The organism is Mesorhizobium sp. M0923, assembly GCF_040319365.1.
Taxonomy (GTDB): domain Bacteria; phylum Pseudomonadota; class Alphaproteobacteria; order Rhizobiales; family Rhizobiaceae; genus Mesorhizobium.
Genome location: NZ_JAMYNW010000041.1, coordinates 1 through 20644, shown reverse-complemented (window position 1 = coordinate 20644; position 20644 = coordinate 1). Strand labels below are relative to the sequence as shown.

General features: G+C 63.4%; 24 protein-coding genes. 13 read left to right on the top strand and 11 right to left on the bottom strand.

All coding sequences use genetic code 11. From position 1 onward, the window contains the following. Positions 1-76 precede the first annotated feature (76 nt). The gene (gene dnaQ / locus NKH89_RS34715) at positions 77-796 is read left to right on the top strand and encodes a DNA polymerase III subunit epsilon (RefSeq protein WP_023718762.1); all 720 of its coding nucleotides are present in this window, start codon (positions 77-79) and stop codon (positions 794-796) included. A gap of 271 nt (positions 797-1067) precedes the next feature. Here dnaQ and secB read toward each other — a convergent pair whose 3' ends face one another. Both secB and NKH89_RS34705 read right to left on the bottom strand, forming a co-directional pair. Continuing rightward, a complete protein-coding gene (gene secB / locus NKH89_RS34710) occupies positions 1068-1568 on the bottom strand; it encodes a protein-export chaperone SecB (protein ID WP_023718763.1) in 501 nt (166 codons plus the stop codon). A 113-nt stretch (positions 1569-1681) separates the two neighbouring features. Beyond that, positions 1682-2173 carry an FxsA family protein gene (locus NKH89_RS34705; RefSeq protein ID WP_023718764.1) on the bottom strand — a complete coding sequence of 164 codons (492 nt, stop codon included), beginning with the start codon at positions 2171-2173 and terminating at the stop codon, positions 1682-1684. A 198-nt stretch (positions 2174-2371) separates the two neighbouring features. Between NKH89_RS34705 and NKH89_RS34700 the strand changes: the two genes are divergently transcribed. The 4 genes from NKH89_RS34700 to NKH89_RS34685 are packed head-to-tail and all read left to right on the top strand — an operon-like array spanning position 2372 to position 5149. Continuing rightward, a complete protein-coding gene (locus NKH89_RS34700; RefSeq protein ID WP_023718765.1) occupies positions 2372-3079 on the top strand; it encodes a Tim44/TimA family putative adaptor protein in 708 nt (235 codons plus the stop codon). A 23-nt stretch (positions 3080-3102) separates the two neighbouring features. Beyond that, complete coding sequence (mltA, locus tag NKH89_RS34695) at positions 3103-4209, top strand: murein transglycosylase A (RefSeq protein ID WP_352481332.1); 1107 nt, start codon at positions 3103-3105, stop codon at positions 4207-4209. Continuing rightward, positions 4206-4742: a Smr/MutS family protein gene (locus tag NKH89_RS34690; protein WP_352481333.1), complete on the top strand. Its 537-nt coding sequence runs from the start codon at positions 4206-4208 to the stop codon at positions 4740-4742. Before mltA ends, NKH89_RS34690 begins: the two co-directional genes overlap by 4 nt. A gap of 38 nt (positions 4743-4780) precedes the next feature. Further along, on the top strand, positions 4781-5149 hold the full coding sequence (locus NKH89_RS34685; RefSeq protein WP_352495417.1) for a helix-turn-helix domain-containing protein: 369 nt from the start codon (positions 4781-4783) through the stop codon (positions 5147-5149). A gap of 9 nt (positions 5150-5158) precedes the next feature. On the opposite strand, the gene NKH89_RS34680 is transcribed toward NKH89_RS34685, so the two are convergent. The 3 genes from NKH89_RS34680 to NKH89_RS34670 form a co-directional block, all read right to left on the bottom strand. Then, positions 5159-5776, bottom strand: coding sequence for a transglutaminase-like cysteine peptidase (locus tag NKH89_RS34680; protein WP_023718769.1), 618 nt, complete (start codon positions 5774-5776; stop codon positions 5159-5161). Positions 5777-5988: 212 nt separating this feature from the next. Then, positions 5989-7266: a polyhydroxyalkanoate depolymerase gene (locus tag NKH89_RS34675; protein WP_352481335.1), complete on the bottom strand. Its 1278-nt coding sequence runs from the start codon at positions 7264-7266 to the stop codon at positions 5989-5991. A 253-nt stretch (positions 7267-7519) separates the two neighbouring features. Next, a complete protein-coding gene (locus tag NKH89_RS34670) occupies positions 7520-7879 on the bottom strand; it encodes a septal ring lytic transglycosylase RlpA family protein (protein WP_352481336.1) in 360 nt (119 codons plus the stop codon). Between the two features lie 304 nt (positions 7880-8183). Here NKH89_RS34670 and NKH89_RS34665 point away from each other — a divergent pair, with 304 nt between their 5' ends. After that, the gene (locus NKH89_RS34665; RefSeq protein WP_023718772.1) at positions 8184-8369 is read left to right on the top strand and encodes a hypothetical protein; all 186 of its coding nucleotides are present in this window, start codon (positions 8184-8186) and stop codon (positions 8367-8369) included. A 59-nt stretch (positions 8370-8428) separates the two neighbouring features. Here NKH89_RS34665 and NKH89_RS34660 read toward each other — a convergent pair whose 3' ends face one another. The 4 genes from NKH89_RS34660 to tauA all read right to left on the bottom strand — a co-directional run bounded on the left by NKH89_RS34660 (position 8429) and on the right by tauA (position 11362). Beyond that, a complete protein-coding gene (locus tag NKH89_RS34660; protein ID WP_023718773.1) occupies positions 8429-8617 on the bottom strand; it encodes a hypothetical protein in 189 nt (62 codons plus the stop codon). 19 nt (positions 8618-8636) lie between these two features. Then, the gene (locus NKH89_RS34655) at positions 8637-9503 is read right to left on the bottom strand and encodes an ABC transporter permease subunit (RefSeq protein ID WP_352911768.1); all 867 of its coding nucleotides are present in this window, start codon (positions 9501-9503) and stop codon (positions 8637-8639) included. Continuing rightward, positions 9500-10273: a taurine ABC transporter ATP-binding protein gene (locus NKH89_RS34650; RefSeq protein WP_352481338.1), complete on the bottom strand. Its 774-nt coding sequence runs from the start codon at positions 10271-10273 to the stop codon at positions 9500-9502. Before NKH89_RS34650 ends, NKH89_RS34655 begins: the two co-directional genes overlap by 4 nt. A 75-nt stretch (positions 10274-10348) precedes the next feature. After that, a complete protein-coding gene (gene tauA / locus NKH89_RS34645; protein WP_352911766.1) occupies positions 10349-11362 on the bottom strand; it encodes a taurine ABC transporter substrate-binding protein in 1014 nt (337 codons plus the stop codon). A gap of 841 nt (positions 11363-12203) precedes the next feature. Here tauA and NKH89_RS34640 point away from each other — a divergent pair. The 3 genes from NKH89_RS34640 (at position 12204) to NKH89_RS34630 (ending at position 14756) form a co-directional block, all read left to right on the top strand. Next, on the top strand, positions 12204-12656 hold the full coding sequence (locus NKH89_RS34640; RefSeq protein ID WP_352592220.1) for an RrF2 family transcriptional regulator: 453 nt from the start codon (positions 12204-12206) through the stop codon (positions 12654-12656). 61 nt (positions 12657-12717) lie between these two features. Continuing rightward, the gene (locus NKH89_RS34635; RefSeq protein ID WP_352481341.1) at positions 12718-14067 is read left to right on the top strand and encodes an FAD/NAD(P)-binding protein; all 1350 of its coding nucleotides are present in this window, start codon (positions 12718-12720) and stop codon (positions 14065-14067) included. 338 nt (positions 14068-14405) lie between these two features. Continuing rightward, entirely contained in the window at positions 14406-14756 is a 351-nt protein-coding gene (locus NKH89_RS34630; RefSeq protein WP_352481342.1) for a winged helix-turn-helix transcriptional regulator, read from the top strand. 111 nt (positions 14757-14867) lie between these two features. Here the strand turns inward: NKH89_RS34630 and NKH89_RS34625 are convergent, their stop codons facing one another. Both NKH89_RS34625 and NKH89_RS34620 read right to left on the bottom strand, forming a co-directional pair. Then, positions 14868-15515, bottom strand: coding sequence for a cysteine hydrolase family protein (locus NKH89_RS34625; RefSeq protein ID WP_352481343.1), 648 nt, complete (start codon positions 15513-15515; stop codon positions 14868-14870). Then, entirely contained in the window at positions 15512-15841 is a 330-nt protein-coding gene (locus NKH89_RS34620) for a hypothetical protein (RefSeq protein WP_023718782.1), read from the bottom strand. The genes NKH89_RS34625 and NKH89_RS34620 overlap by 4 nt, the downstream gene beginning before the upstream one ends. Before the next feature lie 172 nt (positions 15842-16013). On the opposite strand from NKH89_RS34620, the gene NKH89_RS34615 reads away from it, so the two are divergent. The 4 genes from NKH89_RS34615 (at position 16014) to NKH89_RS34600 (ending at position 20340) form a co-directional block, all read left to right on the top strand. Beyond that, positions 16014-16181, top strand: a complete 168-nt coding sequence (locus NKH89_RS34615) for a hypothetical protein (protein WP_352481344.1) — start codon at positions 16014-16016, stop codon at positions 16179-16181. A 416-nt stretch (positions 16182-16597) separates the two neighbouring features. Further along, positions 16598-18022: a pyridoxal-phosphate dependent enzyme gene (locus NKH89_RS34610; protein WP_352481345.1), complete on the top strand. Its 1425-nt coding sequence runs from the start codon at positions 16598-16600 to the stop codon at positions 18020-18022. Then, on the top strand, positions 18019-19209 hold the full coding sequence (locus NKH89_RS34605) for a cystathionine gamma-synthase (protein ID WP_352911763.1): 1191 nt from the start codon (positions 18019-18021) through the stop codon (positions 19207-19209). Before NKH89_RS34610 ends, NKH89_RS34605 begins: the two co-directional genes overlap by 4 nt. Before the next feature lie 153 nt (positions 19210-19362). Continuing rightward, on the top strand, positions 19363-20340 hold the full coding sequence (locus NKH89_RS34600; protein ID WP_352911761.1) for a GlxA family transcriptional regulator: 978 nt from the start codon (positions 19363-19365) through the stop codon (positions 20338-20340). The last annotated feature ends 304 nt before the right edge of the window (positions 20341-20644 follow it).

Here is a 20644-nt window from a genome sequence, read left to right as displayed (position 1 = left end):
CAGCCCACATTACTTGTTGCCATTTTGTTCCGGGTGTGATTCGGCTAGAATGACGCGGAACCAATGGACTGATTCGATGCGTGAGATCATCTTCGATACGGAAACCACCGGCCTCGACACGCGCGAGGACCGCGTCATCGAGCTTGGCGGCATCGAGCTGGTCAACCGCTTTCCGACCGGCCGCACCTTCCACAAATACATCAACCCACAAGGCCGCCCGATTCATCACGAGGCGCAGGCCGTGCACGGCATCAGCGCCGCCGATCTTCAGGGCAAGCCGACTTTCATGGAGATCGCCGAGGAGTTCCTGGCCTTCATCGACGGCGCCAAGCTGGTCGCCCATAATGCCGGCTTCGACATCGGCTTCCTCAACCTCGAATTCGGCCGGCTTGGTCATCCGGCCATCGATCCGGGACGGATCGTCGACACGCTGGCGCTGGCGCGCCGCAAGCATCCAATGGGTCCCAATTCGCTCGACGCGCTCTGCCGCCGCTATGGCATCGACAATGGCCGTCGCACCAAGCATGGCGCGTTGCTCGATTCTGAATTGCTGGCCGAGGTCTATATCGAGCTTATCGGCGGCAAGCAGGCCAGCCTCATCCTCGACAGCATCATGACGCCGGCGGGCGGACGACAGAATGTCGACGATATCGACATTTCGATCGGCGTCAGGCCCATCGCCTTGCCCTCGCGCCTGACCGATGCCGAGCGCGCAGCACACGCGGGCATGGTTGGCAGCCTCGGCGAAAAGGCGCTTTGGCTGCGCATCGGCCGGGAAGCGAGTTCCGCGGCATAGTGATTTTGAGCGGAGTGATCCGTCGCCCCCTCTGTCCTGCCCTTTTAGCCACCACTTGGCATCTCCCCCTCAGTGGGAAAGATTGGCAGTCCCAGCGCCTCGCTCATTCCTGCGACGATGAAGGATTGGCGAAGGCTGACGTGAAGTTCCGATCTCCCCACTTAAGGGGGAGATGGCCGGAAGGCCAGAGGGGGCACTGTCCCGCCAGCGGCTCATAAAAAAACCCGGCGCAAGGCCGGGTTTCTCAAACGCTATCGAGACACAAACGCCTTCAGCTCACCTTGACCTTGGCGGCGGCCTGGTCCTCGGCCAGCTTCTGCTGGAACATCTGCGCGAAATCGATCGGGTCGAGCATCAGCGGCGGGAAGCCGCCATTGCGCGTTGCCTCGGCAATGATCTGCCTGGCGAACGGGAACAGCAGCCGCGGGCATTCGATGAACAGTATCGGCAGCATGTGCTCCTGCGGGAAGCCGCTGATGGAGAAGACGCCGCCATAGACCAGTTCGACATTGAACAGCACTTCCTGGTCGAACGATGCCTTGGCATTCAGCGTCAAATTGACGTCGAACTGCTTGTCCGAAAGCGGGTTGGCGTTGACGTTGACGTTGATGGCGATGCCGGGGGCCTTGTCGCGGCCGCGCAGCGAGTTTGGCGCGCCGGGGCTTTCGAAGGACAGGTCCTTCACATATTGCGCAAGCACGTTGAGCGAAGGCTGCTCCGCATTTCCATTACCGTTGGCTGCGCCGGTCGGGGCGTCGTCGTTGCTGGCCATAAGCTGTGATCCTTTTGCCTGGGCAGCGTTGCTGACCGGATTGAAATTCGGGCGTTCGCTATCATGGCCGGCACGACAAGACAAGTTTGCAAAAGACGCCGGTTGCCTTGCGGCTACTCGTCCTTGAGGCGGCGCCAGGGAGAGTCAGGCCCGCGCGCATGGTCGTCGGCGCGCGAATAGTCGCCGTCGTCGAGATCGATGGTCTTGCCGCGTTGCCTTGCCCGCAAACCAACGCCGAAATCGGTGGCCAGCACGATGCGGCCTTTCAGCATCCGCCAGGCAAGATCGCGCACCGGTGGCAGGAACAGTAGAATGCCGAAAATATCCGAGATGAAGCCGGGGATGATCAAAAGGATCGCGGCCAGAACGATCATGGCGCCGTGCGCAAGCTGGCGGCTCGGATCGTGGCCGGCATCCATTTCGGCACGGACCCTGGCCATGACGCCAAAACCCTGGTGTCGAAGGAGCAAGGCGCCGGCGACGCTCGAGGCCAGCACCAGCCCGACCGTCGCCAGCGCGCCGATCTGGCGGCCGACAATGACGAAACCGGCTATCTCCAGCAGCGGAAGCGCAAGAACAAACAGGGGAAGCAGCGAGATACGCAAATCTTGACCGATCGTTTCGATGTTTTGCCGGCCGGCGAGCAATCGCCGCTGGCACCAGAGCTGTTAGATAGGTATGGCTGCCTTTGATTTGAATGATTGCGCCATGCGTTCTATATGCTTTGGATACTGAACGCTATGTGATCGCGGCCCTTGCTTGGCCGCTGGTCCGGCCAAAGCAGGGATTGATTGGCGCAAGATATGGGCTTCTTCGACTTCGGCACAATTTTCTTTCTGATTGCGGCGGTGGTGATCTTCTTCCAGCTGCGCAACGTGCTTGGCCGACGCACGGGCAACGAACGCCCGCCCTTCGATCCATATACGGCAGGGCGCAAGAACGACAAGGATGCCGCCCAGAAACCCGAGAACGTGGTTTCGCTGCCGCGCAAGCGGCTGGCGGGAGAGCCGGCGGCCGATGCCTATACGGCGATCGACGCCTTTGCCAAGCCCGACACAGATCTCAACCGGGGCCTGCGGGCGATCAAGGACAATGATCCGACCTTCGACCCGAAGACCTTCGTCGACGGCGCCAAGATGGCCTATGAGATGATCGTCATGGCCTACGCCGATGGCGACCGCAAAACCTTGAAGAACCTTTTGTCGCGCGAGGTCTATGACGGCTTTGTCGCGGCCATCGGCGACCGCGAGGCAAAAGCCGAAAAAATCCAGTCCTCCTTCGTCGGCATCGACAAGGCCGACATCGTTTCGGCCGAGATGAAGGGCAGCGAGGCGCACATCACGCTGCGCATTGTCAGCGAACTGATTTCAGCGACCCGCGACAAGGCCGGCGCCGTCATTGACGGCGATCCCGAGACCGTCGCCGAGGTCAAGGACGTCTGGACCTTCGCTCGTGACGCGCGCTCGCGCGATCCGAACTGGAAGCTCGTCGCCACCGAAGAAGAAGACTGAACTGGACGGCGGCGGGGGCTGTCGTGTCGCTTTCTCGAGTCTTCAGCGAAAAGTCCTTTGGCGAATTGCCGGGCTGGGACGAGGACGACCAACTCCCTGCCTTTGACGCCTTTCGCCGCTCGGCCTTTCATGTCCTGACGAAACCCTACCGCTCCGGCGCGCTCGGCGTCGATTTCGGCGCCTTTGCCGAAGCCTATGCCGCAGCGCGCACCGTTTCGCCGGCGAATCGGTTGGAGGCCCGAAGCTTCTTCGAGCGCTACTTTGTGCCGGCCCATATAGGGGCGGAAAACGGCGGCCCAGGCCTCGTCACCGGCTTCTACGAGCCGGAGGTCGACGCCTCGCCGGTGCGCACGCGACGATTTTCGGTGCCGTTGCTAACCCGCCCGGCCGACCTTGTCGACATCGACGATGGCAATCGTCCTTCCGGCATGGATCCTTATCTTGCCTTCGCTCGTGCGGCGCCGAACGACCCGGTCGAATATTTCGACCGCGGCGAGATCGAACGCGGCGCGCTCGCTGGACAAGGCCTGGAAATCGCCTGGCTCGCCGACAAGGTCGATGCCTTCTTCATCCACGTGCAGGGCGCGGCGCGGCTCAACATGACCGACGGGGAGCTTTGCCGCGTCACCTATGCCGCCAAATCCGGCCAGCGCTTTACCGGACCGGGCAAGATCCTGAGCGACGAAGGCGAGATCCCGCTGGAAAAAGTGACGATGCAGTCGATCCGTGCCTGGCTCAAGGCGCGTCCGGAGCGCGTCGACGAGATCCTTTGGCGCAACCGCTCCTACATCTTCTTCCGCGAGATGGGCGTCGACGACCCGGAGCTCGGCCCGGTCGCTGCCGCCAAGGTGCCGCTGACACCCTGCCGCTCGATCGCCGTCGACCGGCTGCTGCACACGTTCGGCACGCCCTTCCATATCGATGCGCCGTCGCTGACCGCCTTCGACGAAAAACCGTTCCGGCGGCTGATGATCGCACAGGACACCGGCTCAGCGATCATCGGGCCGGCCCGCGGCGATCTGTTCGCTGGGTCGGGCGATGCGGCCGGCGAGATCGCCGGCGTTATCCGCAACGCCGCCGATTTTTATGCGCTGATCCCCCGGCCGCTGGTTTCAGGAGCAGACCGATGACCCGGCGCATCGACAGGCTGAGCGAGGACGACCGGGTCCTGTGGAACCTGGTGGCGCGCACGGCAAAGCCGCTGAAGGGCAAGATCGCCGTCGATATTCCCAAGCTTGGGCCGGAGATCGACGAAACCAGGCAGGTGCCGCCGCCGGCACAGGTCGCGGGCAATGCTGCCGCGGTCGCGAAACCGAAGGCGCAGCATGTTTCCCACGCACTCGACGAACCGACGCTGGACAAGCTGTCGAAGGGCCGGCTGCCGATCGAGGGCCGCGTCGACCTGCATGGCCTGACCCAGGACGAAGCCTATTCGCTGCTGTTTTCCTTCCTGCACCGGGCGCATGCCGGCGGCATCCGCTATGTCCTGGTAATCACCGGCAAGGGCTCTTCGTCGGGCGGCGACGGCGTCTTGCGACGCGCCGTGCCGTCATGGCTGTCGACGCCCGCCTTCCGGCCCCTTGTCTCCAGCCACGACCATGCCGCCCGCAATCATGGCGGCTCGGGCGCGCTTTACGTCCGTCTGCGGCGGGCGCGCTCTTGAGGATGCGCCCATGAGGATGCGCCAATGAGGATGTGCTCGTGACCCCGTTCGGCGAAAAGCTTCGCGTGCTGCGAAACGAGCGCGGCGTCACCCAGAAGGACATGGCCAAGGCGATCGGCGTCAGCGCAGCCTATCTCTCGGCGCTCGAACACGGCCGCCGCGGTGCGCCGAGCTGGACGCTGATCCAGAAGATCATCGGCTATTTCAACATCATTTGGGACGACGCCGAGGAACTGGCGCGGTTGGCCCAAACCTCGCATCCGCGCGTCAGGCTCGACACGTCCGGCCTTAGCCCGGCGGCGACCGAGCTTGCCAATCTCCTGGCCGACAACATCGAAAAGCTCGACGAAGCCGAGCTTCGCCGCATCATTGCGTCGCTCCGCGCCGCGCTGAACCGGCCGAAATGAGTTGCTTTGTTACTGGACCGAGCCGACCAGAACCTGCTGGCCGCCGCGGATCGAGACCCAACGGCCGGTATTGTCGATCGCCTGCCGCTTGAGGAAACGATAGCCGGTCTGGTCCCAGGAACGGACCTGGTCGGTCAGATTGTCGAGGATGTAGTCGCCCTTGTCGGTGCGCACCGTCAGCACGGCGTGGCCTTCGCCATCCGGCTTGCGCACGACGGTCATCAGCAGATCGGCAAACGAGACGCCCAGCCGGTTCAGCTCACGGCGCTTTTCCAGGACATAGTCCTCGCAGTCGCCGACACCCTTGTCGGGATAGGCCCAGACCTCGTCCTTGCCGTAGATGTCGAAGTCGCTCTCAGGCTTGACGGCGGCGTTGACCTTTACCGTGACGCTGAGCAGCTTGCGCCACAGCGAGCCGGTCATGCTGGCGGGCGACAGATCCTTCGGGCGGATCGAGCATTCCGACGGGTAGGTCTTGCAGAAATCATAATGGCCGATCGGCTGCGACGTCGGACCACCTGTTATCATCGGGCTGGCTGCCGAGGCCGAACTGGCCCAACCTGCCGCCACAGTAAGTCCAGCCAGCGCGCACAGGCGTAGCGTTCTCGCCATTGGTGAGGAAATCATTGTCCCCGCTTGTCCCTTGTTGTTAACGAAACGTTAAGGGGTATTTACAGTCGGTGTCAATTATGAGGATGGATTGATTTTTGCGGCATGGTTACCTGCGTGGCGCCAACGCGACTATTGTGCAACAGGTCGACCGGCCGCACGGCCCCGCCAACCGATGATTTTGGCATTGACCGACCTGATGCGGATTGACGGGCATCATCGCTGGTCGCCTATTTCTTGCCGGTCCTGACCAGCTTGGGCTTCACCGCAACACGGTTCTGGCGGCCGTAGCTGGTAATGAAATCGACGATGCGCGGCACGATTTCGGAGCGGAAGCGCGAGCCGTTGAACACACCGTAATGGCCGACCGCCGGCTGCATGTAATGGGCGTGCCTGTCGGCCGGAATGTTGATGCAGAGGTCGTGCGCCGCCTTGGTCTGGCCAAGGCCGGAGATGTCGTCGTTCTCGCCCTCGACGGTGAACAGGGCGACATTGCGGATCGCCGAAGGGTCGACCGCCACACCGCGATGCGTCATTTCGCCCTTGGGCAAGGCCTGGCGGACGAAGACGGTATCGACGGTCTGCAGGTAGAATTCTGCCGTCAGATCCATCACCGCCAGGTATTCGTCATAGAATTCCCGGTGCTTCTCGGCATTGTCGCCGTCATGCTTCACCAGGTGCATGAAGAAGTCTTTGTGGGCGATGATGTGGCGATCCAGGTTCATGCTCATGAAACCCGAAAGCTGCAGGAAACCGGGATAGACCTCGCGGCCGAAGCCCGGCACCGGCCAGGGCGCGCGCATGATGACGTTGTCGCGGAACCAGTCGATGCCCTTTTCCTGGGCCAGCAAATTGACCGCCGTCGGGTTGCGGCGCGTGTCGATCGGGCCGCCCATCAGCGTCATCGTCGAGGGCACGAAAGGATCGCCCTTGGCTTCCATCAGCGCCACCGCCGCCAGCACCGGCACCGACGGCTGGCACACCGCCATCACGTGGGTGTCGGGTCCCAGCGCATGCAGCATGTCGACAATGTAGTCGACATAGTCGTCGAGGTCGAAGCTGCCGTCGGCAAGCGGCACCATCCGGGCGTCGACCCAGTCGGTGATATGCACGTCCGCATAGGGCAGCATCGCCTCGGCCGTGCCGCGCAACAGCGTCGCATAGTGGCCCGACATCGGTGCGACGATTAACAGCTTCGGATCCGGCCGGCGCCCGGCCGGGACAGCCCGCTCGAAACGGACCAGATTGCAGAACGGCCGCGACCAGACGGTGCGTTCGCTGACCTCGACGGTTTTCCAGTCGACCACGGTCTTGGTCAGGCCGAATTGCGGCTTGCCGTAGCGGCGTGTCGTGCGTTCGAACAATTCGGCCGTTGCCGCGACCGAGCGGCCCCAGGACGTGTGTGAAACCGGATTGAGCGGATTGGAGTAGAACAGGCGCACCGCATCGGCATAGAGGCGGGCCGGCTGCAAGGCGGCATGGTTCAGTTCGTAAAGCTGGTAGAACATCGAGAACCCCGCTGCCGACTGCGATCGAAGGGCCGACGAGCAGCGCCGAGCCTTGTCTTGCGGGAGGTTAGCAACAATTTGCTGCGATGCAATACGTCAACTTGCGTGATTTATGCTCATTCTTTCGTCCAAGATGTTGGGAATCCGCCTTCAACGGCAACAGCCGGCTCAATGTGCACCTGCGAAGGCGTAGCCAAGGGTACGCCTATCGGTGCGATCGTCGGAGGAGGTGTCCGGCCTGGCGCTCTGACTGTTAGACGCGTGCCATGCAGACGGCGGTATGGCCCGAGCTGATGAAGCCGAGCTGGCTGGCGGCGCCCTTCGACAGATCGAGCACGCGGCCCCTGATAAACGGGCCGCGATCGTTGATCCGCACGACGACGCTGCGGCCATTGTTGCGGTTGGTCACCTTCAGCTTGGTGCCGAACGGCAGGCTGCGATGCGCTGCGGTCAGCGCCGACGGGTTCATGCGTTCGCCGGAAGCGGTTCTGGAATGCAGTGAGTACCAGGAGGCACGGCCGCACTGAGCGGCGGCGCTGGCAGTGGATGCGCCGACCATCAGGCCAGCCGCGATCATGGCCGCGGCAAGCGCGGTCTGGTTGCTTTTGTTCATGTGTTGGGGACTGGCTCCGTTGACAGACCCGCAGCGGTTAGAGGCGAATGAGGCAGCAAATGCGGCAATGATCTGTCGGTTCCATGACAATGTTACACGTTTGGAGTCGGTGCGAAACAATTTGTCAGAGAGTTTCCGCAGCAAGGCACAGCTTCTTTGATGATCTTCGCATCGACCTCAGCACGTCTTGCACAAGATCAGAGATTTGCATCTAAGTAGAAGTTGGCCTGACCGGGCCGCTTCTTTCGCTGTTCCATTCCGGCAGGAGCGCGGCCGATGATCGACTTGGAAAGGAGTTTTAGCAATGAGATTGATCAAAAATCTGCTGGCGTTGATTGTGCTCGCCATCGGCGTGCTGTGGTCATTGCAAGGCATCGGCCTTATCGGCGGCAGCTTCATGACCGGCCAGTCGCAATGGCTCTATGTCGGCATCGTCACCGCGCTGGTTGGCTTGGCCGGCCTGGCCTGGGCGAACCGTTCGCGCGTTTGAGCAGGCGTCGATCCTCAGGCTCCCGCCAGAGCAGCGCACAGCGGACCTGTGGCGGCCGGTCACCGCGACCAGTATTGCCAGCCCCAGTAGAAACTTTCGTCGCGCGGCGGTAAGCGGTTGCGCTCCGCGTCCAGATGCACCGGCGTCGGCGCTTTGCGTTCGTCCTCAGGCGGCTGTTTGTCTCCGGCCTTGATCAGGCGGAGCCAATGGCCGAAACGCGCAAGCAGCACAGCGGTGGAATGGGGCATCGTCACGTCTCCGATCCGGTCACTCCCGCCCCGCCCACGGGACGAGCACCCGCTCGATCCTGCGGATGATGAATTCGAGCACGAAGGCAATGGCCGCGATCACCAGTATGCCCATCACCACCACGTCGGTGACGAGGAACTGGGCGGCGGACTGGATCATGAAGCCGAGCCCGCGCGTCGCCGCCACCAGCTCGGCGGCAACCAGCGTCGACCAGCCGGCGCCAAGCGCGATGCGCAGGCCGGTCAGGATCGAGGGCAGTGCGCTGGGTAGGATCACGTGCCGGACAAGCAGCGTGCGGGTCGCGCCAAGCGCGCGTGCCGCATTGATGCGTTCCTGCGAGACGCCGCGAACACCCGATGCCGTCGACAGCGCGACCGGCGCCAGCATGGCGATGGCAATCACCAGGATCTTGGACGGCTCGCCAATGCCGAACCAGATAATGATTAGTGGCAGATAGGCCAGCGGCGGGATCGGCCGCAGCAATTCGAGCAGCGGATCGAAGATGCCGCGCCCTATGATGCTGATGCCGATAGCCAGCCCGATGGGAACGCCGACGAAAACGGCCGCGATCAGCGCTGCAAATACCCGCCACAGACTGGCGGCGATATGCTGGAGCAGCGTCGCGTCGACAAAGCCGTCACGGGCGACGACGACAAATTTGTTCCAGACTGCCACGGGCGACGGCAGGAAAACCGGCGACACCAATTGCAGGCGGGCCGACAGTGCCCACGCCGCCAGCACCACCAGAACAGTGATCGCGCTGACCATGCGGGCCGAAACGCGGCTGCGTCTCGGCCGCGACCGCGACCATGGCACGGACAGCGCGTCGGCTCCGTCGTCGGCCTTGGAGCGCTGCGGCCGCTCGGTATAGGAGGTAACGGTCATGCTGCCTCTCCTTCGAAGATCGCATCGGTCAGCTCGCCGCGCGCCGCGGCGAAGGCGGGATCGGCCTTGATGCTGCGAATGGCCTCGCCGGCTGCATAGCGCCGGCTGAAGCCGGTTTCGAAACTCCGCACCACCCGCCCAGGGTCGGGAGCCAGCACAATGATGCGGGTTGCGAGCACCAGCGCTTCCTCGATGCCGTGCGTCACCATCAGCACGCCGACATTGCTTGCCGTCCACAGATCGAGCAGCGTTGTCTGCATGCGTTCCCGTGTCAGCGCATCGAGCGCGCCCAGCGGCTCGTCGAGCAGCAGGAATTGCGGCTCGGCCGCCAGCGCCCGGGCCAGGCCGACGCGCTGGCGCATGCCCCCGGAAAGCTCCCAGATGCGCTTGTCGCCGGCACCGTCGAGCTTCACCAGCGCCAGCAGCGCATCGGCGCGCCGCGCCCGTTCACTTGGCCCGACGCCGCGCAGCCTGAGCGCAAAGGCGACATTTTCCCGCGCGGTCAGCCACGGAAACAGCGCGTCGTTCTGGAACACGACGGCGCGGTCCGAGCCTGGCGCCGTGATCGGCCTGCCGCCTACCGTGGCGCTGCCGCGCACAGGCTCGACCAGGCCCGCAGCGACATTGAGCAGCGAGGTCTTGCCGCAGCCGGAGCGGCCGACCAGGACAACGAAGTCATCCTTGGCGACGTCAATCGACACGCGTTCGACGGCCGGCGCCGGCTGGCCTTCATAATGAATCGAGACTTTGTCGAGCAGGAGATGCGTCATGTGGCGTCGCCGATATTCTGAATCTGCAGGCAACGCGCGCGTCAGGGAAGGGAGGACGCGCGCATTGAGCGGTCGCTAATTCGAGGCAAGCGCCTCGCCGACATATTTCGACGACACGTATTTCGAATAATCCGGCAGCACGGCGTCGATCTTGCCCTGCTCCTTGAGGAAGGCCGACGTCGCCTCGACTGCCTTGACCGTGCCGCCACCGAGGAACTTGTCCGAGGCCTGCTCCTCGAGCGTCGGGAAGACATAGCCCCTCAGCAGTTGCGGCACGTCTTCGAGCTTGGCCCCGGTGATCCTGGCGATCTTGGCCGCTTGCGGCGAGGACACCGACCATTGATCCGGCTTGGCCAGGAATTCGGCATAGGCAGCGCCCGTCACTTTGACGAAGTCGCGCACCGCCTCCGGGTTCCTTTCGGCGAAGTCGGTGCGCACGATCCAGGCGTCGAAAGTCGGCGCGCCCCAGGCGGCGACCTGCGAGGAATCCAGCACGACCTTGCCCGACGTCTTGATCTGGCCGAGTGCCGGATCCCAGACATAGGCGGCGTCGATGTCGCCGCGCGCCCATGCCGCCGCGATCTCCGGTGGCCGCAGATTGAGAATATCGACCGACTTCGGCTCGACACCCTCATGCTTCAGCGCCGCAAGCAGGCTGTAATGCGTCGTCGAGACGAAGGGTACCGCCACCTTCTTGCCGGCAAGGTCGGCGACCTTCTCGATGCCGGCGCCGTTGCGGGCGACAAGGGCCTCGGATTCGCCGATCAGCCCGACAATGAAGATGGTCTGGATGGGAAGCTCGCGGCTCGCCGCCGCCGCCAGCGGGCTCGAGCCGACATAACCGATGTCGACCGAACCGGAAGCGACGGCGGCGATCACGTCGGCGCCGGAATCAAATTTCCGCCAGTCGATTGCCGCCTTGGTCGCGCTCTCATAGGCGCCGTCGGCCTGCGGCACCTTCGAGGGTTCGACGACCGTCTGGTAGCCGATAGTGATCTTGAGGTCCTTCGCATGGGCTGGGCCGAGAAAGCCGGCACCAGCCAGAACCGCCGAGGACAGGAGAACGACGCGTCGCGAAATAGTGGACATGAAAGGCTCCTTGAAAAGAGAAAAATCGGATCGCTCCCTCATAGTCAGCTAAGTCTATAAGGCTTGTAGAGTTAAATCCTTCCAACCATTGCCGTCTTGTTAGAAAAAAGCCGTCAGTGGCGCGGCGCGAAGGCGGATATGGCGGCTGCAGCGGGCCTCGGCCTAAGGTCTGTTGACGGTCAGGTCAGCCGAAACAGAGACGGAATGGCGCGCACTATTGGATCTGCATTCATTGGTCAGTATAGCGGCATCGATCCTCGGGTCTCCGCTGCGTCGCTGCTTTGAACAATGGCGCAGCACCTCAATTGCCTTCTTGGCTCCACCTCGCCTCTGGCTTCGCTGTCCGTTGGAGCGACCGGTGATTGCGCCATCAGCCGCAAACAAGAATTTTCCGTTTTGGCCCGGTCACCGGCAAATCCATGCTGCGAACGGCCGAACAATTGAAAGTGAATTTCCTGTGCTCGGGGTTAAGTCTAGTATTCTTATGGACATTGAAGGATTGGAGAGGACGATGAGCGACGCCACCCTCCTTGTTGCCGCGCGCGGCATGCTTTGGCCTTCAAATTCAGGGACAGAAGCTGCTGTCGGCCGGTCGGGACATTCCTGTCGCCGGCCAGTTGCCGGTGTCCCATTGGCGGCGGCTCCTGTGCTCGTAGGGGCACAAGCCCCGGCCAAAATGGCCATTGCGGCTTGAAAACGAAACAAAATCAACGTTTCTTGGCTTGTATATCATGTCACTAGAATTTATCTGTAGTGACAGCTTGGACGCGGCGGGGAGGCACGCCAGGCGTTTCGCAACCGATGGCCTTGGGTCATCGCATGACAGAGAAACGTTCGGGTTATGCTCACGAAAAAAGGTAAGTACGGCCTCAAGGCGCTCGTTCATCTGGCGCGCCTGCCGGTTGGACAGCTCGCCTTCGTCAACGACATCGCCCGCGCAAACAATATTCCGAAAAAGTTCCTCGATGCCATCCTTGGCGAATTGCGCAATGCCGGTTTCGTCCAGAGCCGCAAGGGCAAGGAGGGCGGTTATCGCCTGGCGCGCCCAGCGGACGAGATCAAGGTCGGGCACGTCGTGCGCGTGCTCGACGGGCCACTTGCCCCCATTCCTTGCGCCAGCCGCACCCAGTATCAGCGCTGCGAAGATTGCAACGAGGCGACATGCCAAGTCCGACATCTGATGCTGGAGGTCCGGCAGGCCATCGCCGAGGTGCTGGACCAGCGCAGCCTCGCCGAGATGCGCGACATCGCCGGCGACGAAGACCTTTCGGTGCCGTTGAAAATCCAGGCCTGAATCAACAAAGCCTGACCCGAGAATTCCGGAACCAATGGCTCCCAAGACAATTGGTGCGCGCATGACCGGACGCGCAAATTCGATCATTCCAACTTCGATCATCATTGTCGGTGGCGGCGCCAGCGGCGTCGTGCTTGCCGCGCATCTGCTGAAGTCGCCCAATCCCGATCTCCGCGTCAGCCTGGTCGAAAAACGCCCGCATTTTGGGCAAGGCATGGCCTATTCAACGCTGCTCTCAGCCCATGTGCTGAATGTCAGCGCGTTGGGCATGAGCGCCTATGCCGACGATCCCGGCAATTTCTCGCGCTGGCTACTTGAACGCGGCCTGGCAACGCCGGAACAGGCACCGGTCTATGCGCCGCGCAGCGTCTACGCCCGCTATCTCAAGGAGCTGCTCGACGAACTCGAGGCGCGTGAGCAGCAGACGGGCCGGCTGCGCCTGATCCGCGAGGAGAGCCTGTCGATCTCGCCGACCGCGTCCGGCGTCGAGGTGGCGCTGGCCAACGGCACCAGCGTGGTTGCGCATCTTGCCGTGCTGGCGACCGGCCATGACGAGGAGCCGGGGGCGGGGCAGGGCCACGCGATCAGGATGGGATCCGAGGCCGACAGCGCGCTCGACCCCGAAGCCCGAGTCCTGGTGCTGGGCACGGGGTTGAGCATGGTCGATGCCTTTCTGTCGCTCGAGCAGCGCGGTCATCGCGGCGCGATCGTCGCGGTGTCGCGGCGCGGCCTGCTGCCTTCGCCGCATCGCAAGGGCAATCCCATCAAGCTCGACGTTGCCGATATCCCGCTCGGCACCCAGCTTTCCTATTTCGTCGGCTGGTTCCGCGACCTGATCCGGGAAAACCAGAAGGCCGGCATCGACTGGCGCGACGTCGTCGACGGTCTGAGGCCCTTCAACCAGAAGATCTGGCAGAACTGGCCGTCCTCGGCCAAGCGCCGCTTTGTCGAGCACACCAAGGCGTGGTGGGACATCCACCGCCATCGCATGGCGCCGCAAGTCTACGCCCGCGTTACGGAGGCGGTGCAGGCCGGCCGCATCCGGCTTGTCGCCGGCCGCATCGTCGACATCGCCGCAGGCTACACCGTAGAGGTCCAGTCCCGCCACACGCAGCGCCTCGAAAGGTTCGATGTCGCCCGCATCTATGATTGCACCGGCATCGCCAGGGATATCTCGACCACCTCGAACAGCGTGGTGCGGTCGCTGGTCGACCGTGGGCTGGCACGGCCGGATCCGCTGCGGCTCGGCCTCGATGTGACCGCGGACTGCGAGGTCATCGCCGGCGATGGCACAGTATCGGCCAAGATTTTGGCGGTCGGGCCGCTGACGCGCGGCACCTTCTTCGAGATCGACGCCATTCCCGATATTCGCGTGCAGTGTGCGCGGCTAAGCAAGCGATTGCTCGGATAAGGCCCCCTTTGTCTTGACGCAATTTCGGATGCAAGACCGCCGCCGTTGGGTGAAAAGATCTCGACCGCATAACCTCGCGGTGAAGGCGAACCAGGGGTGCGGGAGCTAGCTCCGCCAGAAGCCGACCGGCCAGCCCGTGGTGGTCGAGACAGCCGGGTTGGCGATGACGATCGCCACACGTTTCGGCTGTTGCGCGTTGACCGGATTGGCGTCGCGTACGCTCATCTTCGTTCTCCTCCCTGGATTTTGTGGCCGGCGAGGCCGTGAGCCGCGACCCCTGGCCAGATGACCGGGCGAATTCTGCTTCCGTCGTCACCATGCCTTGCCTACCATGGCGCATGACCCAACGCGGAAGACTCTACGGCTGCCCGGTCGAGTTCGCGCTCGACGCGCTCGGCGGCAAATGGAAGACGGTGATCCTGGCGCACGTCAAGGAACAGCCGATGCGCTATTCCGACCTGCGCCGGCTGATCCCCTCGCTCTCGGACAAGATGCTGACGCAGCGCCTGGCCGAGCTTGTCGAGATCGGCTTCGTCACGCTCGAGATGTCGCCCGACGGCAAGGGGCGCTACGCCTTGACCGGGCGCGGTGAAGATCTCGCCGCCGCGCTCCAGGCGCTCTACGACTGGGGAAGCGTGCATGGCCGCGCCGAGGGCGTGCGTTTTCGCACCGATAGCGCAGCCACCTAGATCAATTCCGGGAAGCGCGGAGCGGTTTTCTGTCCGCAATTGCGAGACAAAGCGATGGAGCGGTTCGACGTTTGCGTGAAAGGGTGGATCGCTCTAGCAAGCCGACTGTCCTCAACCCGGTCCGGCAAGCGCGCTGCAGAAGCTGGCGACATCGGTGACAACGGCTTCGCCGAGGAAGCGTAGCGTCGCCATCGAGCGGTCGCGCGCCTCGCGGTTGCCGAAGCCACAGGCATCCTCGATGACCACGGCGACAAAGCCATTGTCGGTCGCCTGGCGAACGGTTGGCTCGATGCCGATCTCCATGGCGATGCCTGCGAGCGCTATCGTGCGCACGCCGCAATCGCGCAAGGCAAAGCCGAGCGCGGTGGAATCGAAGGCCGACATCGTGAGCTTGTCGAACACCGCCTCGTCATCGCGGGGTTCCAGCTCGGGCACGATCCGCGTCGCTTCGGCGTCGCGCGGGAACCACGGCTCAACTGTGTCGGGGCTGTCGCGCCGCTGCCAGGCCATGGCGGTGCGCAGCTGCGTCGCGCCCATCCATTTGCGCGGCAGCGACAGATGGCGCGTGAACGCCACCCGCATTCCGGCCACGCGCGCCGCTTCCAGCACCGTGCCGGTGCGCTCGACGATGGTGGCGGCGCCGGCCACCTGGCGGCAGATGCCGACCTGCATGTCGTAGACCACCAGCGCCGTGCGGCGCGGATCGCACCACTCAGCCAGGCTGGCCGGGATTTCGATCCCGTCGCGCGACCGGATCATGCCGCCGTCCGGTCCCACGGCTTGGCGATGTCGACGGTCGGGTCGAACAGGAATTCCAGCGGCAATGGCGCGTCGAAGGCGATGAAGTGCCATTCCAGCAGCCCGGCCTTGGACAGCGGGAAGTCCTCGGTGTAGCGCCGCGCTTCCGCGACGCTGTCGAGCTCGAAGACGATGATGACGCCGCCAATATCGCCGCGCGCATAATTCTCGCGCACGATCCCCGCCTTCCAGAGCCGCCAGACGTTCGACACTTCGTCGCGCAAATAAGGCCGCAGGTCGTCGAGCGTGACGCCGGGCTTGAAATTGTCATAGGCAAGAATCTTCATCGGCCATTCCTTGCATTGCTGTTCGACCAGCGCCGGGTAGCATGGCGGAATCAGCGGCGGCAACGAACGAGATGGTGCGTTGAAACGGCCGCACGATTGCCGTTCTGTGCCGTGCGACCCTACGGACGGCCAGGCGGCCGCGGTATAGTTTTCGCTGAGGAGGAAAAGCGCAGTGACCATCGAAAGGCTGAACCCCGAGGGCATGCACAGCAACCCGGCCTATTCGCAAGGCGTGTCGCTGCCGCCATCCGCGCGCATCGTGCTGGTCGGCGGCCAGAATGGGGTCGACGCGCAAGGCCGGATCGTCGCCAGGGACGATCTCGCTGCGCAGACCGCTTAGGCGCTCTCCAACCTGGCAAAGGTGCTCGAAGCCGGTGGGGCAAAGCCTGAAGACCTCGTCAGCCTCTCGGTCTATATCGCCGGCGACCTGGACATAGGGCCGGCCTTCGGCGCCTGGATGGCCTTCTGGGCAAACCGCGGCGTGCCCCGATCATCAAAGTGCTGCGCGTCGCCGGCCTCGGTAATCCGGATTTTCTGATCGAGATCGAAGCCCAGGCCGCGATCGCCTGAACCCTAAGCAGGTTCTGCAAATCTTTTGCCCAGCCTTGAGGCTGGCGAAGCTTTCGCGAAATTCCATTCCCCTGCTGGCGGCCGGATTGGCACGATCTATCTTCTTTACAACTGCAAACGGCTGGAAAAGACGGTAGGTTGCCGTCTTCCAGGGCGGTTGCTCATTCTGGCAACGGAGCATCTGACATGAGCAAGCACAAGATCGTGGCACCGGACGACGCATCGTCCCGCTTGCGCCCGCCCTATGCCTCGGTTCTCGATCTGATCGGGCAGACGCCGGTCGTCGAGCTGACCAAATTCGACATCGGCAAGTGCCGGCTGTTCATCAAGCTCGAAAGCCAGAATCCCGGCGGCTCGATCAAGGACCGCATCGCGCTGTCGATGATTGCCGCCGCCGAAAAACAGGGCAGACTGAAGCCCGGCGGCACCATCGTCGAGGCGACCGCCGGCAACACCGGTCTCGGCCTCGCCCAGGTCGGCATCCCCAAGGGCTACCGCATCATCCTCGTCGTTCCCGACAAGATGTCCCGCGAAAAAATCCAGCATTTGCGCGCGCTCGGCGCCGAAGTGCGCATGACGCGCTCCGATGTCGGCAAGGGCCATGCCGAATATTACCAGGACATGGCCGAAAAGATCGCCGTCGAGCTGCCCGGCGCCTTCTATGCCAACCAGTTCGCCAACCCGGCCAATCCGCTGGCTCATGAAACCACGACCGGACCCGAAATCTTCCAACAGCTCGAAGGCGACGTCGACGCGGTTGTCGTCGGTGTCGGCTCCGGCGGCACGCTGACCGGGCTCGGCCGCTATTTCGCGAAAGTCTCGCCGAAGACCGAGATGATTTTGGCCGATCCGGTCGGCTCGGTGCTGGCGCCTTTGATCAAGACCGGCAAGATGGTAGAGGCCGGAAGCTGGACCGTCGAAGGCATCGGCGAGGATTTCGTCCCGCCCAATGCCGATCTGTCGCTGGTCAGGAAGGCCTATTCCATCCCCGACAAGCAGAGCATGCTGGCGGTGCGCGACCTGCTTTCGAAGGAAGGCATCCTCGCCGGCTCGTCTTCCGGCACGCTGCTTTCGACGGCGCTCCGCTATTGCCGCGAGCAGACCGTGCCGAAGCGCGTCGTCACCTTCGTCTGCGACAGCGGCAACAAGTATCTGTCGAAAGTGTTCGACGACTTCTGGTTGGCCGAACAGGGCCTTGCCGAGCAGGAGCAGCATGGCGATTTGCGCGATCTGGTGATGCGCTCGCATCGCACCGGCGACACCGTGTATGTCGGCCCCGACGAAAGCCTGCTCAACGCCTATGGCCGCATGCGCCGCTCGGATGTTTCGCAGCTGCCGGTGCTGGACGAGGGCAAGCTCGTCGGCATCATCGACGAAAGCGATATCCTGGCCAAGGTCGAAGGCCCCTATGACAGCCGCTGGGACCGCTTCAAGGCCCCGGTCAGTACGGCCATGACCTCTACCCTGCACACGCTGCAGGCCAGCCAGACGCTGGATGCGCTGCTGCCGGTGTTCGACCGCAACGAGGTGGCTATCGTCTTCGATGGCGACGAATTCATTGGCCTGATAACCCGTATCGACCTGATCAACCATCTGAGGCGCGCCCGATGACCGTCAAAGCCACCGTATCGGGCAGGAACCGCCTCGCCTTCTCGACGCGCACCATCCATGGCGGCCAGAGCCACGACCCGACGACGGGCGCGGTGATGGTGCCGATCTACGCGACCTCGACCTATGGCCAGCAGAGCCCGGGCGTGCACAAGGGTTTTGAATATGCCCGCAGCCAGAACCCGACCCGCTTTGCCTTCGAGCGCGCTGTGGCCGACCTCGAAAGCGGCACAGCCGCCTTCGCCTTCGCTTCGGGGCTGGCGGCGATCGCCACTATTTTCGAACTGCTCGATTCCGGCGCCCACATCGTCGCCACCGACGACATCTATGGCGGCACGTTTCGGCTGCTTGAGCGGGTGCGCAAGCGCTCGGCCAACCTCCAGGTCGACTTCGTTGACTTCACTGATCTTGCCGCGGTCGAAGCGGCGATCCGCCCGGAAACCAAGCTGCTCTGGGTCGAGACGCCGACCAATCCACTGCTGCGTGTCGTCGATCTCGAAGGCGTCGCGGCATTGGCCAGGCGCAAAGGCGTGCTGTCGGTCGCCGACAACACTTTCTGCAGCCCCTATCTGCAGCGGCCGCTGGAGCTCGGCATCGATATCGTTGTTCACTCGACGACGAAATACCTCAACGGCCATTCCGACATGGTCGGCGGCGTCGCCGTGGTCGGCGACAACAAGGATCTCGCCGATCGGCTGAAGTTCCTGCAGAACGCCATCGGCGCCATTTCCGGGCCATTCGACAGTTTCCTGGCGCTGCGCGGCCTGAAGACGCTGGCGCTGAGGATGGAGCGTCATTCGTCGAACGGCCAGAAGATCGCGCACTGGCTGGAAAGCCGCCCCGACATCCGCCGTGTTATCTATCCCGGCCTGCCCAGCCATCCGCAGCACGCCATCGCCAGGCGGCAGATGCACGCCTTCGGCGGCATGATCACTATCGAGCTCGACCGCGACCTTGCTGGCACCAAGCGTTTCCTCGAACACACGCAACTGTTCACGCTGGCCGAAAGCCTCGGCGGCGTCGAAAGCCTGATCGAGCACCCCGCACTGATGACGCACGGCTCGATCCCTGCGAAAAAACGCGCCGAGATCGGGATATCCGATTCGCTGGTGCGCTTGTCGGCCGGGATCGAGGATGGCGATGATCTGATCGCGGATCTGGATCAGGCGCTGGCGAGTTGGGCCCGGTAACAAGAAACCTTGCGAGACGTCGGCAGGACAGAGGGGGGTGAAGGATCACCGACAAGCGACAATTGTTCTGTGTCGCGCCCCGCACGCTATTCCGTTGACCCAGGCCAATTCTGCCTGAATTGTAGCGACCCGATCCTCCCGGCTCCGGAAGCTATGAACAACCGACAACGCAACCAACCGACGGCAAGCGAAGCCCCTCTCACCTTCGCCGTCCTGGTCTTCCCTGGCTTTCCGATGATGGCGTTCAGCTCGGTGATCGAGCCGCTCCGCGCCGCCAACGTGCTGGCGAAGCGGAACTGCTATCGCTGGATAATCGTCGGCGCCACCGAAGGCCCGGTCGAGGCTTCTAATGGCGTCGTCATCCAGCCCGGCTTTGCCGCCCATGACGCGCCGAAGGTCGATCGTGTCGTCGTCTGCTCGGGCGGCGATGCCGATCATCTCGTCGCGCACGATGCGGTGAGCTGGATCCGCAGGAGCCTGCGCGGCGGCGCCCATATCGGCGCGGTGGCGGATGCCGCCTTCTTCCTGGCTCGGGCCGGCCTGCTCGACGGCCATGCCTGCACCTTGCACTGGACCAGCCAGTGGGCTTTCATCGAAGCGTTTCCGGATATCGAGCTCAGGCGCGATCTCTATGTCATCGACCGCAAGCGCTTCACCTCGGCCGGCGGCGTCGGCAGTCTCGACATGATGCTGGAGATCATCACCAACGATTATGGCGCCGAGCTTGCGGCCGGCGTCGCCGAATGGTTCGTGCACAGCCCGCTGCGCTCCAGCGTCGACCGCAAGCTGATGCCGCTCAGGCTGCGGACCGGCGTGCAGAACGAACTGGTGCTGTCGGCCATCGCCATCATGGAGGATGCGGTCGAAGAGCGGCTCGGCATGGCGGAACTGGCCAACAAGCTCGGCGTCTCCTCCGATAAGCTCGAACGCAATTTCCGCTCCGAACTCAGCATCTCGCCCAACGGCTACTACCGCCGTCTGCGCCTCAAGCGCGCCGCCGACCTGCTGGCGCATTCGACGCTGATGGTGCGCGACGTGGCGCTGGCCTGCGGCTTCGCCTCGATGTCGAGCTTTGCCCGCGCGTTCCGGGAGGAGCATGGCCACGCGCCGAAGGTGATGAGGAGGCACTAGCGGCGTTAATCGCTCCACGCTGAGTTCCCGCCCACCCCCCTCTGGCCTGCCGGCCATCTCCCCCTCAAGGGGGGAGATTGGTAGCTTCGCAAGCAAAGCTCACTCGACAACTTTGGAGATTGGCGAAAGCTGAAGTGACGTCCAATCTCCCCACCTGAGGGGGAGATGGCCGGCAGGCCAGAGGGGGGTGCTGTCCGGCCAGCCTGTCTACGGCATCCAGCACAACATTTGCGGTTTTCCGCACAACGCCCGCACGTCCTTTGCTCCATGGTCTCGCTTCCAGGAGGCACCCATGAGCATCGTC